This window comes from Dyadobacter psychrophilus (assembly GCF_900167945.1).
Lineage (GTDB): Bacteria > Bacteroidota > Bacteroidia > Cytophagales > Spirosomataceae > Dyadobacter > Dyadobacter psychrophilus.
Genome location: NZ_FUZA01000001.1, coordinates 13,138 through 28,864 on the forward strand (window position 1 = coordinate 13,138; position 15,727 = coordinate 28,864).

General features: G+C 43.7%; 14 protein-coding genes and 1 pseudogene. 12 read left to right on the forward strand and 3 right to left on the reverse strand.

Going from position 1 to position 15,727, the window contains the following annotated elements:
- Positions 1-237: 237 nt before the first annotated feature.
- The 9 genes and pseudogenes from B5X68_RS00080 to B5X68_RS29340 all read left to right on the forward strand — a co-directional run bounded on the left by B5X68_RS00080 (position 238) and on the right by B5X68_RS29340 (position 8,436).
- On the forward strand, positions 238-3,270 hold the full coding sequence (locus tag B5X68_RS00080) for a PAS domain S-box protein (RefSeq protein WP_170916539.1): 3,033 nt from the start codon (positions 238-240) through the stop codon (positions 3,268-3,270).
- Complete coding sequence (locus B5X68_RS00085) at positions 3,267-3,665, forward strand: response regulator (protein ID WP_082212655.1); 399 nt, start codon at positions 3,267-3,269, stop codon at positions 3,663-3,665. The genes B5X68_RS00080 and B5X68_RS00085 overlap by 4 nt, the downstream gene beginning before the upstream one ends.
- Positions 3,666-3,922: 257 nt before the next feature.
- Positions 3,923-4,858, forward strand: a complete 936-nt coding sequence (locus B5X68_RS00090) for a polysaccharide deacetylase family protein (protein WP_082212656.1) — start codon at positions 3,923-3,925, stop codon at positions 4,856-4,858.
- Between the two features lie 362 nt (positions 4,859-5,220).
- Positions 5,221-5,889 (forward strand): porin family protein, encoded by a 669-nt coding sequence (locus B5X68_RS00095; RefSeq protein ID WP_229208233.1) that lies wholly within the window; start codon positions 5,221-5,223, stop codon positions 5,887-5,889.
- A 363-nt stretch (positions 5,890-6,252) separates the two neighbouring features.
- Positions 6,253-6,480, forward strand: a complete 228-nt coding sequence (locus B5X68_RS29135) for a fasciclin domain-containing protein (protein ID WP_141110146.1) — start codon at positions 6,253-6,255, stop codon at positions 6,478-6,480.
- Positions 6,410-7,174 carry a LytR/AlgR family response regulator transcription factor gene (locus tag B5X68_RS00105; RefSeq protein ID WP_082212658.1) on the forward strand — a complete coding sequence of 255 codons (765 nt, stop codon included), beginning with the start codon at positions 6,410-6,412 and terminating at the stop codon, positions 7,172-7,174. The genes B5X68_RS29135 and B5X68_RS00105 overlap by 71 nt, the downstream gene beginning before the upstream one ends.
- A 225-nt stretch (positions 7,175-7,399) precedes the next feature.
- Positions 7,400-7,906 (forward strand): hypothetical protein, encoded by a 507-nt coding sequence (locus tag B5X68_RS00110; RefSeq protein WP_229208234.1) that lies wholly within the window; start codon positions 7,400-7,402, stop codon positions 7,904-7,906.
- Between the two features lie 35 nt (positions 7,907-7,941).
- Positions 7,942-8,301, forward strand: a pseudogene (locus B5X68_RS29550) (phytoene/squalene synthase family protein); the annotation flags it as partial.
- A 3-nt stretch (positions 8,302-8,304) separates the two neighbouring features.
- Entirely contained in the window at positions 8,305-8,436 is a 132-nt protein-coding gene (locus tag B5X68_RS29340) for a hypothetical protein (RefSeq protein WP_262485859.1), read from the forward strand.
- 218 nt (positions 8,437-8,654) lie between these two features.
- Here the strand turns inward: B5X68_RS29340 and B5X68_RS00120 are convergent, their stop codons facing one another.
- Positions 8,655-9,080 (reverse strand): DNA-directed RNA polymerase subunit alpha C-terminal domain-containing protein, encoded by a 426-nt coding sequence (locus B5X68_RS00120; RefSeq protein WP_082212659.1) that lies wholly within the window; start codon positions 9,078-9,080, stop codon positions 8,655-8,657.
- Between the two features lie 344 nt (positions 9,081-9,424).
- On the opposite strand from B5X68_RS00120, the gene B5X68_RS00125 reads away from it, so the two are divergent.
- Both B5X68_RS00125 and B5X68_RS00130 read left to right on the forward strand, forming a co-directional pair.
- Complete coding sequence (locus B5X68_RS00125) at positions 9,425-10,216, forward strand: glucose 1-dehydrogenase (RefSeq protein WP_082212660.1); 792 nt, start codon at positions 9,425-9,427, stop codon at positions 10,214-10,216.
- Positions 10,209-11,627: an amidohydrolase gene (locus B5X68_RS00130; protein ID WP_229208235.1), complete on the forward strand. Its 1,419-nt coding sequence runs from the start codon at positions 10,209-10,211 to the stop codon at positions 11,625-11,627. The genes B5X68_RS00125 and B5X68_RS00130 overlap by 8 nt, the downstream gene beginning before the upstream one ends.
- Before the next feature lie 43 nt (positions 11,628-11,670).
- On the opposite strand, the gene B5X68_RS00135 is transcribed toward B5X68_RS00130, so the two are convergent.
- Positions 11,671-11,976, reverse strand: coding sequence for a phosphoribosylpyrophosphate synthetase (locus B5X68_RS00135; protein WP_082212661.1), 306 nt, complete (start codon positions 11,974-11,976; stop codon positions 11,671-11,673).
- 145 nt (positions 11,977-12,121) lie between these two features.
- Entirely contained in the window at positions 12,122-14,671 is a 2,550-nt protein-coding gene (locus B5X68_RS00140) for a cation-translocating P-type ATPase (RefSeq protein ID WP_082212662.1), read from the reverse strand.
- A gap of 492 nt (positions 14,672-15,163) precedes the next feature.
- On the opposite strand from B5X68_RS00140, the gene B5X68_RS00145 reads away from it, so the two are divergent.
- The gene (locus B5X68_RS00145; protein WP_082212663.1) at positions 15,164-15,724 is read left to right on the forward strand and encodes an NADPH-dependent FMN reductase; all 561 of its coding nucleotides are present in this window, start codon (positions 15,164-15,166) and stop codon (positions 15,722-15,724) included.
- Positions 15,725-15,727 lie beyond the last annotated feature (3 nt).

A 15,727-nucleotide genomic window follows, 5' to 3' on the forward strand; every position in this document is an offset into this window, starting at 1 on the left:
TATTTATGGAAGAACCGGGTGAATGCAGCGCTGCCGAATCGCATGACTGGCTCACTAAGAGAAGCCGACCGAAATCAAGTGTCAATAACACTGGTTTCAGCAGGCACAATACTTTAAACATTGAAAGATGTATTCATTTTCCACGAAATTATTTTACATTCCGGAGATAGTGGGGTAATTAAATCTCTTATAGCAACAAAGATCCTGCTGAGTTTAGCATATATAAATACACCAAAAGTGAAGAGCGATCTGAAAATAGTGTACCTGGAAGGTTCAGAGGCGGGGGCAGTTACGGCGCGACAAGCCTTAAACAAAGCAGGGATAAACGCTGAGATACGTGTTGCCTGCAACAACCATCAATATATAGCGGCACTAGCGGGTTTTGCTCCAGATATTATCCTCTCTGAATATACTCTGGCCGCTATCCATTGCTCAGAGGCAGTTGCGAGTCTCCGGCAGAGCGGGCTGAAAATCCCTTTCATTATCGTTTCCAATGCAGTGTCCGATGAAATGGCAGAAGAGCTTCTGATGCTGGGGGTGGACGATTACATTATCAAGGACCAGCCCGGCCGCCTGCCGTTCGCAATACAGCAGAGCCTGGAAAAATACAAGCTTAAAAAAGAGCAGCAGGACATGCTCGAACAGTTAACCAACAGTGAAAAGCGTTTTCGCACGCTGGTTGAAAACAGCATGGAGGCCGTTGTCGTGCTCAATGCGCAGGCCCAGCCAACCTACGTTTCGCCGGCCGTTAAAAATGTATTGGGATACTCGCCGCAGGAGGTCCTTAATATGGACCTTTTTACTTTGCCACATCCTGACGATGCGGAAGAACACGCTAAGGTCCTGATGAAAGTTCTTGCCAGTCCGGGCGTACCTATACAGGGGCATACCGGGCGCATGCTGCACAAGGATGGCACCTGGCGCTGGATTGAGGCTACGGTCACCAACCTATTGCATGAACCCGCTATCAACGGGATAGTCGACAATTTCCGCGACGTGACCGACACGGTCCTGGCCGACCGGCAGCTTAAACACAAGGAAGGGCGTCTGAGCCAGGCCCAGGCCGTTGCCCACCTGGGCAGCTGGGAACTTGATTTAGCGACGCAAACCAATACGTTCTCCGATGAAGCCTGTCGGATTTGTGGTTTATCCCTAACAGACAATACCCAAAGTGCGGCTTCCTGGATATCGTTCATACATCCGGATGATGTAGAGTACGTACTGAAAAGGAACCGGGATGCGATAGATTCCCAACAGGCGGCGGATTACTACTTCCGGATTGTCAGGAAGGACGGACAGGTCAGGTACCTGCATGCGCAAACCCATGTTGAACTCAACAGCCAGGGGCAACCCGTCAGCTTGTACGGCGTGATGCATGATGTGACACAGATAAGAAAATCTGAGCAGGCCCTGAGAAGTTCGGAATCCAACCTGCGGGCAATCTTTGAAAATTCCATGGAAGGGTTTATCCTGGCCGACACCAAGGCTGTAATAAAGTACTTCAATAACAAGGCCAGCAATTTTTATAAGTTAAGCACCGGCAAAAAAATTCAGGTGGGGGGTAGTTTATTTGATGCGGTCAGTGAGGACAAAAGCGCTGATTACCAAATGATGATCACCAGTGTACTATCCGGTAAGACCCGGCAGTATGACCATATATATGAGCTAATCGATGGAGAGAGCAAATGGCTAAGCATTATGTTTGTCCCTGTGTATGAAAACGGTGAGATTACGGGGCTAAGCTTGTCTATGAGTGATATTACTGATCGGAAGCTGGCCCAGGAGCTGCTCGAACGCTCAGAATCGAACCTGAATGCGATCATCAACAATACGGATTCCCTCATCTACTCCCTTGACACTGACCTGAGATACATCACCTACAACCAGGCACTGAAAAGCATGATGAAGGAAAGGTATGGCATAGATGTTCAGCCAGGCAATGATATCCGCGAATCTCTGGGAAAGTTTGATCCCGGCTCGGCCCACGAATGGGAAGTGATCAATGCACGTACATTGAGCGGTGAAATTTTGAAATTCGAAAAGTTGTTCCTCTACAACGGATCTAACAGCTATCTGAGTTTTTCAATTCACCCCATCATCAAAGACAATACTGTTACGGGCCTATCCTGTTTTGTCAATGATGTTACCCGGGAAAAACACGCTGAACAAGAAGTGCTTAAAGCGCTTGAAGAAAAGAATGTCATCCTGGAAAGTATAGGGGATGGGTTTTATACACTGGATAAGAACTGGATTGTAACCTACTGGAATAAGCAGGCAGAGACCATGCTAAACTGCCCCAAAGATACAATATTGGGCCGGGTTGTATGGGATGTGTTTTCCGACATCGTGGGCACCGAATTCCATCATAACTACCATAAAGCTATAGAGCAAAATGCGATCCAGCATTTTGAATCCTATTACGAAAGGGACAAGGCGTGGTTCGAGGTGACCGCATACCCTTCTCCAAATGGGTTATCTGTCTATTTCAGGGATGTTACCGAACGCAAGCACTCGGAGTTTGAGCTTGATGAGCTCCACAAAAACCTTCAGAAATATACCGATGAGCTTTTGGCTTCAAACAAGGGCCTTGAACAGTTCTCCTACATTTTATCACACAACCTGCGTGCCCCGGTTGCTAATATCATAGGTTTAGCCGAGCTGGTAAACCAGGACACTTACCCTGCGCAAGTAAAGCAGCAGTTTGTGACCGAGATATTGGTGAATGTCAAACGTCTCGACGATGTCATTTCAGACCTTAACAGGATTCTGCAGGTTAAAAGGGGAGTCAGTGAAAATAGGGAACCGGTTTCTTTGCAGCAGCTAATAGACCAAATCAGCTCGAGCATCCAGAATATTATCGAAAAAGAACATGTCAGGATAGAAACCAATTTTAGTGCTGTAAATGAATTGTTCACCTTAAAAAGTTATTTGCACAGTATTTTCTTTAACCTGATCATGAACAGTATCAAATACCGTCAGAAGGACGTCGATCCTGTGATCAGGATAATAAGCAGCCGGGAGCAGGACATTGTAACGCTTTCCTTTCAGGATAATGGAATGGGGATTGACCTGGCCAGTAAAGGTGCGCAACTCTTTGGCCTCTACAAACGCTTCCACCACCACGTGGAAGGCAAAGGGATGGGGTTATTTATGGTCAAGACGCAGGTTGAAATGCTTGGCGGGAAAATTGCAGTAGAGAGTGTCGTTAATCAAGGCACCGAAGTTAGGGTTGCATTTCGTCCCCATGCTTACCAAATTCCAATTTCATGAAACTACCTTCTAAATTCATTGTCGTCGATGACGATCCCGGCAACAACCTGATCTGCAAATATATCATTGGCTCCATTGCACCTGATGCCAATATCCATCTGTTTACTGACCCTGAAAAGGCGTTGGAATGGATCAGGGAAGACTATCATAATAGCGCGCAGGATCAGCATGCTGCCCTCTTTCTTGATATCAATATGCCGGTGATAAACGGGTGGGAGTTTCTGGATAAATTTTCTTCGTTCCCCAGCCTGTTACACGAACAAATCACCATATTTATACTCTCCTCTTCCATCGATCCGGAAGATACCCAAAAGGCAGAAATACACCCACTTGTTAATGGTTATTATTCGAAACCCTTAAGCAGGGAAACGATAAAACAGATATTTAGCACATAAGCGACAACCTTGAATTTCAACGATTAGCAAAGGGTAATTCATCCGAAGCAGTGGCTGGCAGCAAGTAAAAAAAGTGGCTCGCACACTTATTTTGTTAACAATCGATTCCTGCTTTCACAGTCTCGGCGGCAACTTGTGCCAAAGCTTCTACCAATGCTTCATATGGACGATAAAACCAGAGGTAATCCAAACCGTTTTTCTTTGCTTATCAAGAGAAAATATCCAAGATACTGTTAATTAATAAAGTTGAGCTCCTCATGAGATTGCATAGACTGCTGCTACTAATTATTCTTCAATCTTTGGCAAAACAAGTCTTCGCTCAAAAGCAAATCGCCATCACCATTGACGACTTGCCAACGGTTAGCAGAATCATGAATACCGATGCCTTGAGAGCGGAATTGACAGATCAGCTGTTAGGTCATTTGAAACAACATAAAGTCCAGGCGACGGGATATGTCATCGGGGAGAAACTTGTCAAAGACGGAAAAATTATTCCCGCCCAATACGGTTTACTAAGAAAATGGCTGAAAGCCGGCCATTCACTCGGAAACCACACTTTTGGACACTTAGGCATCAACGATATTTCGGCAGCCGCCTATGAAGCGGATGTGCTCGGTGCCGATACACTGCTTCGAGGTTTTCTCCACAGAGAAGGCGCTGAACTCAAATATTTCCGGCACCCTTATCTCCACAGAGGAAATACGGCTGAGAAACGGGATTCGCTGGAAATAATACTGGCCAAACACAAATACATCCAGGCACCGGTAACGGTCGATAACGACGAATACCTTTTTGCCGCTGCCTTTGACAAGGCGATGGGCAGCAAAAACCAGTCCCTGCCCGATTCGATATCGAAGACATATGTCAAATATATGATGGATTATGTCCATTACTATGAGTCCCAGGCCGACTCGCTGTTCCACCGGCCCATTCCACACATTCTGCTTATCCATGCCAACCTGCTCAATAGCAAAGCACTTGGCCTGTTTCTTTCCAGACTAAAAGAGGATGGCTATCAGTTTGTCACGCTTCAAAAAGCGCTGGAAGATCCTTGTTACCTCACGGAGGATCGATATATCGGAAAGAGAGGGATCTCCTGGATCCACCGCTGGGCAATTACCAAAGATAAGAAAGGGGCATTCTTCAAAGGCGAGCCGGCAGTTCCAAAATTCATCTCTGATCTGACACAATAGCAATTTGAACTTCCGTATATATTAATTTTTTTAAAGACAGGCGTAATTTCAGCCCATCTCCGATTTCCAATTTCATTTTTCTATCAGCCCCTTGGAGAATTTTTTAATCTTCTATCCAAAAAATGGGATAGATTCAAAAGAGCAGGGCATGAAACTTAAACCCGGATGAGTTTACCAGCTCATATCCAACGATATCGTGAAATCAAGCTCAACGGACAAGTTTTAAGACAGTCACTATTCTTATGAGTGGCATAAACTTTTTAATCTGAGGTACTTCACTTATAGATTATAACATGACTTTAAGATTAATTACAATTTGCCTGCTCTTATCTGCATTTCAACAGCTAAGAGCCCAATTTAAATTGGACCTAGAAGGAGGCTTAGTGTTTGGCACCAATTATAACGATATCCGCATACCAGGCACCGGTGGAACGCTCATCGATGTGAGTGATCAACTTTCTGTAAAGCCCCAGGTTTTCTACCGGCTCCGGGCAGGTTACGCCATTGCAAACAGGCACACAATTTCAGCATTGTATGCGCCCCTTACCGTAAATTATGACGGATCATTCGACCAGGACGTCAACTTCAACAATGCCATCTACCGCAGAAGTGAAGATGTAAGCGTGAATTATAAGTTCAATTCATATCGATTAACCTATCGGTATGATTTCGTTGCAAATGAGCGTTGGAAGGTTGGCGCTGGTCTGACCGGTAAGATCCGGGACGCAGATGTCCGGTACCGAAATGCTTCAAATGACCAACATTTCAGTAATGTTGGCTTTGTTCCACTTGTGAATTTTTACGTTGGCTACAAACCTGGTGAGCATTGGACAGCCATTCTAGAAGGAGATGCCCTGGCTTCCAAATTTGGCAGGGCGGAAGATATTTTTGCTGGTATATCCTACCATATAAACCCAAATTTAGATATAAAATTGGGTTACCGGGTTGTTGAAGGCGGAGCTGATAACGACCAGATATATAACTTCACCTGGATCAATTACGCTTCGGCGGGTTTATTGATTTCATTTTAAGAACAAACACACAGTTTATTTTGGCTTTGATAAAGCAGTCATCTTTATAAGGATAGGTGGCTGCTTTTTGTTGCTCAATAAACAAACCATATTTCTGGCACAATGAGAAATTTTTATACTTAAATACCACTCACCTTTATTTTTTACTCCTTCACGCTCTACCATTGACCATTGGCTCCTGTTCGGGAACAGAATTAGCTTTTCATGGGGTTGATTTGACAAGTGTTTGATAATCTTTCACAACTTCAACATTTTAAAATCATGAAAACAATGCTAAGACAGCAAACTTTAAAAACCTGCCTGATCGCCGCTGTGATGGCCTTTTCGCTTTCAGCTTGAAATGACGACGATGATGACCAGACCGTGGATCCAGTTACAGGAAATATTCCGGCGGTTGCTTCGGCCAATCCCCAATTCTCAACACTTGTGGCTGCGCTCACCAAAGCAGAATTGGTCACAACGCTTCAAGGTACCGGCCCGTTTACTGTTTTTGCGCCTGCCCACATCCTACCCACCTGTTATGACAGTGCTTATTTTAGAAGACGAAATACTTTCTGCCAAAAGGGCCTCGCAGCTCCTGACCGAATATAATCCGGGTATCCAGGTAACCGATATCCTGGACTTGGTCGAAGAAGCGATTACCTGGCTTAGTCAAACTCCCGAGCCCGACTTGTTGCTACTTGATATTCATCTGGCTGATGGGCTGTGTTTTGATCTTTTTGAGCACGTTACCCTGAAAAGTCCTGTCATTTTTACTACTGTCTACGACCAGTATGCATTGCAGGCCTTCAAGTTGAATAGTATTAATTACCTGCTCAATCCCCTGGACAAAGGTGATTTGACAAGAGCTTTGGACAAATACCACAGCTTGAACCATGACAATAGAAACTTCTCTGCATCAGATATTGAAAAGCTCAGATCAACTTTGCAGCAACTTACAAAAAAATACAAGTCCAGGTTTCTGGTCAGGTTTGCTGATACCATTCATTATAAAAATGTAGACGAAGTGGCCTACTTCTATACCGACGATAAGGTTGTATTTATGGTGAGTACTGACGGAAAAAAATACCTGATGGACAGCAATCTGGAAAGCCTTGAAGAAGCCCTTGACCCGGCCCTGTTTTTCAGGATCAACCGCAAAGTCATTGCCCGGATCGAGTCAATACAAAAAGTCAAAACGTTGCTGAGCTATCGCTTGCAGGTTTTCCTCAAACCCGCTTTTGATCAGGAAATTTTTGTAAGTAAATATAAAAGCCAGGAGTTCAAAAACTGGCTTGACAATTAAAAAAACCAATCCTTCACATCATGAGATTATTCTCTACTTTTTAATGGTCTTGCTGGCAGCTGTCACCTTGCAAGCATTTGGTCAAGAAGCAAAACACGTAAGTATGCACTTGAAAAACGGCTCGGTGATTCGCGGCCGGCTGCTTGAAGCAAATCCTGTCTATCGTTTAGAAACTTACGACAAAAGTGTCTGGTCTTTCAAAAGAAAGATGTCGATACGCTTTTTATGGAAAAGCGCGTCAATCCCAATATTCAATATAAGAAAAAAGGATTTGTCCATAACACCGAGCTTGGGCCTTTGGCGATGAGTAACCGGGCGTCGAACGGCGTAACAACATCCGCTTTCTCCTTTCAAACCACGAACGGCTATAAATTCAATCAGTGGGTTTACACTGGTCTAGGCATCGGGGCCGACTTGTATGCAGTGCAGACGTTTGTACCAGTCGTATTAAGCATGCGTGGTGATTTTTCTAGCAAAGGCTCGAAGATCCCTTTCTATTTTCTTGAAGGCGGTTATGGTTTCAATGCCACTTCCAATGATGTGGACAATGTTCGGTTTGGCGGCGGGGCAACGTTTTCAGCAGGTCTGGGACTAAAATTGCTGTTCAATGACAACACGGGTTTCGTGATCGGTGCAGGATACCGCTTCCAGAGATCATCCGTTGCCAGGCTTGCATTAGAAGAACTGGAAGATTTTAACCGGCTAACACTAAGAACAGGTTTTTCCTTTTGAACCAAATATAGGTTAGCAACCTAAAACCAAATGCTATGAAGGCTTTGTATGATCAATTGTCGGTCTGTTCAGCAAGAAAACCACACAGCTGTACAGCACTTCTTTCTCACTCGGGATCCACTTTTTACAAAATAAATTTTACGCCCAATTTACAGCATCTACGGGTTTGTCCGCCTGGCCGACGAGATTGTCGATAGCTTTCAACACGTTGTAAACCAATATGGCATTGAGTGGTCACTGATTGTACATTTCTAAAAAGTATGGAAATGGATCTTTGACAGAAGCAGCATAGCCCCGATAGTTTTGAGGAATATGTACTGGGCTCAGCCGAAGTGGTTGGGCTGATGTGTCTGCATGTATTCACCGAAGGTGACGCAGCGCAATATGAAGATCTAATTATGCTATTTTTCCTTCGGATCAGTCAGACGCCGGCCGAAAAAGTAATGGATGCCAGGATCAGGATCCCTAACCACAACAACATCGGGCTTATGCTGCGCTCATTGATAAGGCATCAATTTGACTTGCTATGATCCTCAATAGAAGCCATCTGTGAAGTGCCTCTTTCTTCAAGATTGCGAATCTGCACTTGCTCATTTTAGTAGCAGATCCGTAACACCGCCACGCCTACTGAAGACAATAAAGTGACCGGATCTCAAATTATCAATTGATTGATCTTTATATGCTTGTTATGACATAGATACTTTCGAACTAATTTCTTCTTTTCTCTTCTATCAATATCCATAATATGTTAGAGGGTTTCAACGATATTTATAAATCGAACAACTTCATCATAAGCGGTTTTCCCAAAATTTCTAAAATTCTTAAAATGACTTAGTCCATATTTATTTTTTGCTTCTATCAAGTCTTTCACAGTTGTTATATTAGCACTTTTCAAACATAAGGAAGTCCGCGTTGAAAGTGGGGTTAAGACAATTTCTGTATCTAAGTAATTGCCTTTATAATCGGAGTTCCCCGAAAGAGATTTCCTAGCATCCTCAATAAGCATCTTTTGATTCTTTACAAATTCATTCAGCACTTGTATATCCTGTTTAATACTATCACTAGGCTCATAAATTAGAGCTGTTTGTATCTGCTTCTCCAATTTCCTAATAAACAGTTCAACTCTATAAGACGCTTTCAAAATTTCCTCCGTTTCAATATTATTTTTTGCCATGCTTATTTAAGTTACTTACGACTCAACTATTTAATCATTGAATATTTAGACCGTCAGTTATGTTACAATCGCAAAATCCGGAAGGAGAGGTTTAGACCAGCAACTTAAACATGCTATGCGATGATGTTCGCCTTTCGGAAATGTCGGAACAACATTGTACTTTAGAAGAAGCATTTATCACTAATTATACTTCAAACGCGTGACAATTAATTCGATAGACTGCATTGCTAAATAAAACTGCTAAAAATTTATAAGGTTCTCCGAGCGGATCCTAAGAATTCACTCCAGCAGTAACTTAATAGCGATTTGAACATAATTTCAATTTTAATCTTATAGGTAAAAACATGAAAAATTTCGAAAACAAGACTATTATCATTACCGGTGCCGCAATGGGGCTTGGTCTAGCAGTCGCAAAGGAACTTGCTTTGAGAGGAGCTAATCTTACACTTGTTGACTACAATCAGCAAAGTCTTTCCCAGGCTAAGGATGAGATCAGCAGAGATTTCCCGGATAACAAAATCATTACTGTTGTGGCGGATGTCTCCCAGGAAGCCGCCGTAAAAGGTTACGTTGATGAAACAATTAATCAGTTTGACCGTATTGATGGGCTGTACAACAATGCAGGAATTGAAGGCAAGCAAGCCAGTATCACAGAATATGACCTAGACACCTTTAAAAAAGTAATTGATATAAATCTTATGGGAGTATACTACGCTATGCGCTATGTTATTCCTTTCATGCAAAAACAAAAGTACGGCAGGATCGTAAATGTCGCGTCCGTAGGAGGCATCAGGGGTGTTTTAAATCAAACTCCGTATGTAGCAACAAAACATGCAGTGTCAGGCATGACAAAAAATGCAGCGCTTGAATATGCGAAAGACGGCATCAATACAAACGCAATTGCTCCGGGAGCCATACTTACACCTATGGTTGCGGAAGCTTTTAAACAGGTAAATCCTGAGGATCCGAAAGCTGCTGAATCAGAATATGCTAAGGCCAACCCTACAAAACGGCTTGGCCTGCCCGAAGAGGTGGCGAAGGTAGTGGCGTTTCTTTTAAGCGACGAATGTTCTTATGTAAATGGACAGATTCTTGCTATTGATGGCGGGCAGTCAAACAGTTATGGCAATGTTTGACAAGTTCAATGTAAAGCTGCAAACGATTATGAGCAAATCAGCAAACTCAAACAGCAAGGGCCTCGTTAAGCTCATTCCGCTTCTGATACTTATTTACGTTTCATTGACTGCCAGCGGGCAAACTACTAAGCCAACCAAGGCAAATTCATCAGCTCTCTCTGCAATTGAAAGCAAGATCCGCGACAAGACCATATCCATCGAGTCCAAATTGATCGGCTGGCGCCGGGATATACATCAAAATCCAGAACTGGGAGATCAGGAAGAACGCACTTCAAAACTGGTTGCAGAACACCTCCGCACTCTGGGAATTGAAGTGCAGACAGGAGTGGGCGGCACAGGGGTCATAGGCATATTGAAAGGCGGAAAGCCGGGAAAGTTAGTTGCCCTGCGGGCTGACATGGACGCTTTGGCCGTTAAGGAACCCGCCGGATTACCATTTGCTTCAAAGGCCACAGCCCAAATAAACGGAAAGACTGAATACCTTATGCATGCTTGTGGGCACGACGCACATACGGCTATGCTAATGGCCGCAGCCGAAGTTCTTGCGAGCGTGAAAAGTGAGCTATCAGGTTCAGTAATGTTCATATTCCAGCCTGCCGAAGAAGGTTCAAGCGTTGTGGAGCCAGGGTCGGGTAAAAGCTGGGGAGCCAAACGGATGCTTGAAGACGGCATATTTAAGAAAAACAAACCAGATGCAGTATTCGCGCTACACGTTCATCCCGGCAAGTCAGGGCAGATTGATTACAAGAGTGGACCAGCCACAGCCAGCAGCGACGTGCTGAATATTACTATCAGTGGGCAGCAGGGCCATGGAGGCATGCCATGGAACACAGTTGACCCGGTAGTAGCCTCGGCATACGTAATTGCTGGCTTACAATCCGTTGTCAGTCGACGCGCTGACCTGACAAAGTCGCCAGCCGTTGTTTCAGTCGGGATGATCCATGGCGGGTCAAGCCAGAATGTGATCCCGGACACAGTAAAAATGGTGGGCACCATCCGTTCATATGACCCTGCGGCACGCAAGCAACTTCATACTGATATTAAGCAGGCTGCCGAGCACATTGCGGAAGGAACCTATGCGAAGGCGCAGGTTGACATTTTGCCTATGTATGATGTGACAGATAATAATGATGCCCTGGCTCAACAGATGCTGCCTGTACTGAAGCGCGCTGCCGAAGCGGGCGTGATACCCGGGTCGTTGCAGGGGGCTTCGGAGGATTTTTCTTACTTCGCCAAAGAAGTGCCGGGTCTGTATATTTTTCTTGGTGTTACGCCCGATGGTGAGGATCCTGCCAAAGCTGCCCCAAACCATAATCCCAAATTCTTTGTCGATGAAAAAGCATTGGTGGTAGGTACAAGGGCAATGGCGGCAATGGCCGTTAACTTTTTAATGAGCGGATCGCCCAACTAACGGCTGGCAAATTTTAGAGCCTGAACCACAGCGAATTATCTTTTTAGCTTCGTATGTCTAGCTTACGCAGCATTTCGTCCGTTATTGATTCGCTGTAAATACCATAGCCGTTTACCAGCACACCTTTTATTTGATGAACATCGGAAGATATCGCATACAGTACGGCTGCATCCGAAGGGTTACTGTCCCCTTCAAACCGAATGAATTTATCCACTTTAAAGTCATCAGTAAATATTTTGAATTGCCCGTTACGGCACTCAAGGCAGTTTTGGCGAAGATTGAAGTCCTCAGAATATCCTTGCTTGCGCAAGTCATTCAAACTTTCAGTTAGCGTTACGTATGGCTCCATATTATTTAGATATATTAGTGAAAGGTGTTGATTCTTGTAATCTAAGACAAGTATTAGTCTTAATAATTATTTACTAATCCCGCCGCGCTAAAAGCCGCTGAAACGCTCTGCTACAGACGTCAGTCAATTTGGTAACGTAGGGATTTTATTTCTTATTCATAAGCTTAACCAACTCAATTAAGATAATACAAACAACAGTTGTAATGATCACTATTAGCATAATATGCCAGCTTAATGGTGTTGTTTTAAAAACGGTATCCAAAAACGGGACATACACAATCAGCATTTGAAGCATTATGGTAAGGATTATTGCTCCCCACATGCCCCGGTTAGCAAATATGTCCCTGGAAAATATAGAATGATATGTAGAGCGCACAGAAAGCGCATTACCCAGTTGCACAAAACATAGGGTTGTAAATACTGCGGTCTGTTGTGTCATTACATCGTAATTATTGCTAACGCACCACCACTGAATGAAGAGTGCAGCAAATGTCATAATGATTCCTATGAGTACGATACGAAGGACTAAACCACCTGCAAATAAATTTTCCTTAGGTGGACGGGGCGGATGGTTCATAATATCCTTTTCCGCTGGTTCTGCCACTAGCGCAATACCGGGCAAGCCATCCGTCACCAGATTTATCCAGAGAATGTGTATGGGGAGCAGTGGAATAGCAAAGCCAATGATTGGGGCAAAAAAGATGACCAGGATCTCACCCAGGTTACACGAAAGCACATAAACAATAAACTTTTTGATATTCTCGTAAATACGCCTGCCTTCCCGAACGGCTTTCACAATGGTGGCAAAATTATCATCCAATAGGATCATATCAGATGCTTCCTTCGATACATCAGTGCCAGTAATGCCCATTGCAATCCCGATATCTGACTGTTTTAAGGATGGTGCATCATTTACGCCATCGCCAGTCATGGCAACAAACTCACCGTTGTTCTGTAAGGCTTTTACAATATTCAATTTCTGCTCTGGCGATACACGTGCATATACAGCAACATGTTTCGTCACACTCTTAAATTCTTCTTCTGTCAGCTTCTCTAAATCAGAGCCTGCCCTGACTTCCTGGGATCCTTCTTTAATCATCCCCAGGCGTTGGGCAATGGCTGTGGCAGTAAGTGGCTGGTCACCGGTTATCATTACCGTTTTTATACCCGCGGTTTTACATTCTTTAATGGCATCTATGACTTCTTCGCGAGGCGGATCAATCATGGCTGCCATCCCTAAAAATTCAAGTTCATTCTCTTCATCTGAGGTTATCCTGCCAGGATCTTCTTCAAAAATTTTGTAAGCAAAAAATAGAACCCGAAGGCCATCTGCCGCCCACTTACGGTTCTGTGCGAGCCACCCGTCAGTCTCATTTTTATATTTTTCAGATACCGATTCCAGCATCTTTATTGGGGCACCTTTTACAAACAAAATCCATTTGTCCCCATATGTATGTAAGGTGCCCATCCGCATGCGCTCTGAATCGAATGGCAGCTTCTCCAACAGCGGGAATTTTTGATCTGCTTCTTCTTTTGTTTTGCCCTTATCTATGGCATACTTTACCAATGCTGTTTCTGTGGAATCGCCCAACAGTTCTTTGTCTGCGGAAAATCGCACATCATTATTGAGCATCATGGCATAGCCCAAAAGTTCTTCCTTTCCCTCCATGGCAAGGATACTTTCTACCGTCATGATGTTTTGGGTAAGCGTCCCGGTTTTATCGCTGCATATATAGGTGACTGACCCTAACGTTTCAACCGCCGGCAATTTTCTCATCAATGCATTTTGGCTCACCATTCGGCGGGCCCCCAGGGCAAGAGCAATTGTTATAACGGCAGGCAATGCCTCTGGCAACGCAGCAACAGCCAGCGACAATGCGGTAAGAAACATGGCAAATGGTGGCTCGCCACGGAGCAAGCCAAGACCAAAAACGGTTAGGCAAATCACTAGAACTATAACCGCCAGTTGCTTACTAAAAACAGCTAGCCTTTTCTGGAGGGGCGTTTTTTGAGAACTTGCCTCCATCATACCTGCAATTTTACCGATTTCGGTATTCATACCAATGGCAGTGACCACCGCTTGGGCCGAACCATTACTCACAACCGTTCCTTTGAAAACCATATTGAGCTGGTCACCAGGTACTATGTTCCCTTCTTTTATTGGCTCGGTTATTTTTTCTATCGAATGGCTTTCGCCGGTAAGCGATGCTTCGTCTGTTTTAAGAGAACTCACCTGAATCAGCCTTGCATCGGCAGGAACAATATCACCGGCTTCCAGTAGAATTAAATCACCTGGGACCAATTGACTTGCTTCAATTTTTAAAGGGTTATTGTCGCGGATCACGATCGCAAACTGTGCCGACATTTTCTGTAACATCTTTACTGATTGCTCTGCATTATATTCCTGCGAGTAACCCATCCAGGCATTACCGAGAATGATGGCCAGAATAACGTATGCATCTGTATGCTCGCCAACTATAAATGAAATGGCGGCAGCGACAATCAGTATCAAAATCATAACATCTTTAAACTGACCAATAAGGATAGACAGTTTACTTTTTCGTTTGGCCTCCTGCAATACATTCTCCCCAAATTCATTTCGAAGGTTTACAACTGTATCACTTTTTAAACCAGAAGCGGAAGTCTTTAAAGAACTTATGACGTCTGCTGCACTAAGCTGGAAAAAAGTCTGCATGATGGTAAACAATTTAATATGCGTTAGCACTGATCCATTATACACCCAAAGAAAAATTAACCGCAGTCCACGAACTTTTAGTACTATGTACTTTCGCGTTGGACGGCTACTGATGCCTCTCCTCTATTTGCGGTATTTGTTATCATTTTACAGGTTATGTTAGCTATAAAAGGACCCAGAATTATAGAAGGTTGGAAAAAGACTACTAATACTATTTTTTCCCTACGCCCACGACTATTCCCCAATGATACCCTTGTGCAGTTCATTCTAAAATATAATCTGACTTAAAGCAAAAAATACGAAAATTTCTATAAATTGATGAAAATATCTGCTAATTCCTATGAATGATTATATAGCTATTCAATCACTCGGTGCGCAACAGGATATAACTCTCCGGCTGCTCGCTGCGATTCAATAAACTGCGCGTTTCACTGCCTGCTTCATCGTCTGCGTTTTACTTAAACCATACATCATACTTTAGCAAATGAAATAATGAAAAATTTTAACATTGCAGTTATTGTGGGAAGCCTTCGCAAAGAATCCTACAATTTAAAAACTGCGAACGCCCTAATTTCCCTTGCGCCGGAATCTCTCAGTCTTGAAATATTAAATATTTCAAATCTTCCAATGTTTAATGAGGACCTGGAAGCAACACCGCCAAACGAATGGGAAGAATTTCGGCGGCAAATCAGGTCTGCCGATGGCCTTTTATTTCTTACGCCAGAATATAATCGTTCGGTACCTGCTGTTTTAAAAAATGCTATTGATGTAGGCTCGCGTCCATATGGGCAAAATTCCTGGAATGGAAAACCGGGAGCGGTAGTAAGCGTTTCTATTGGAAATATTAGTGGTTTCGGCGCTAACCATCATTTACGCCAGTCACTTGTTTTTGTTAATGTACCCACCATGGCACAGCCCGAAGCATATATAGCTGAAGCGACAGGGTTATTTGATGAAAGCGGAAGTCTAATCAATGATTCTACAAAGGGCTTTCTGACTGATTTTATGGTAGCCTTTGAGCAATGGGTGATTACACATGCCACGAAGTATTAGAAA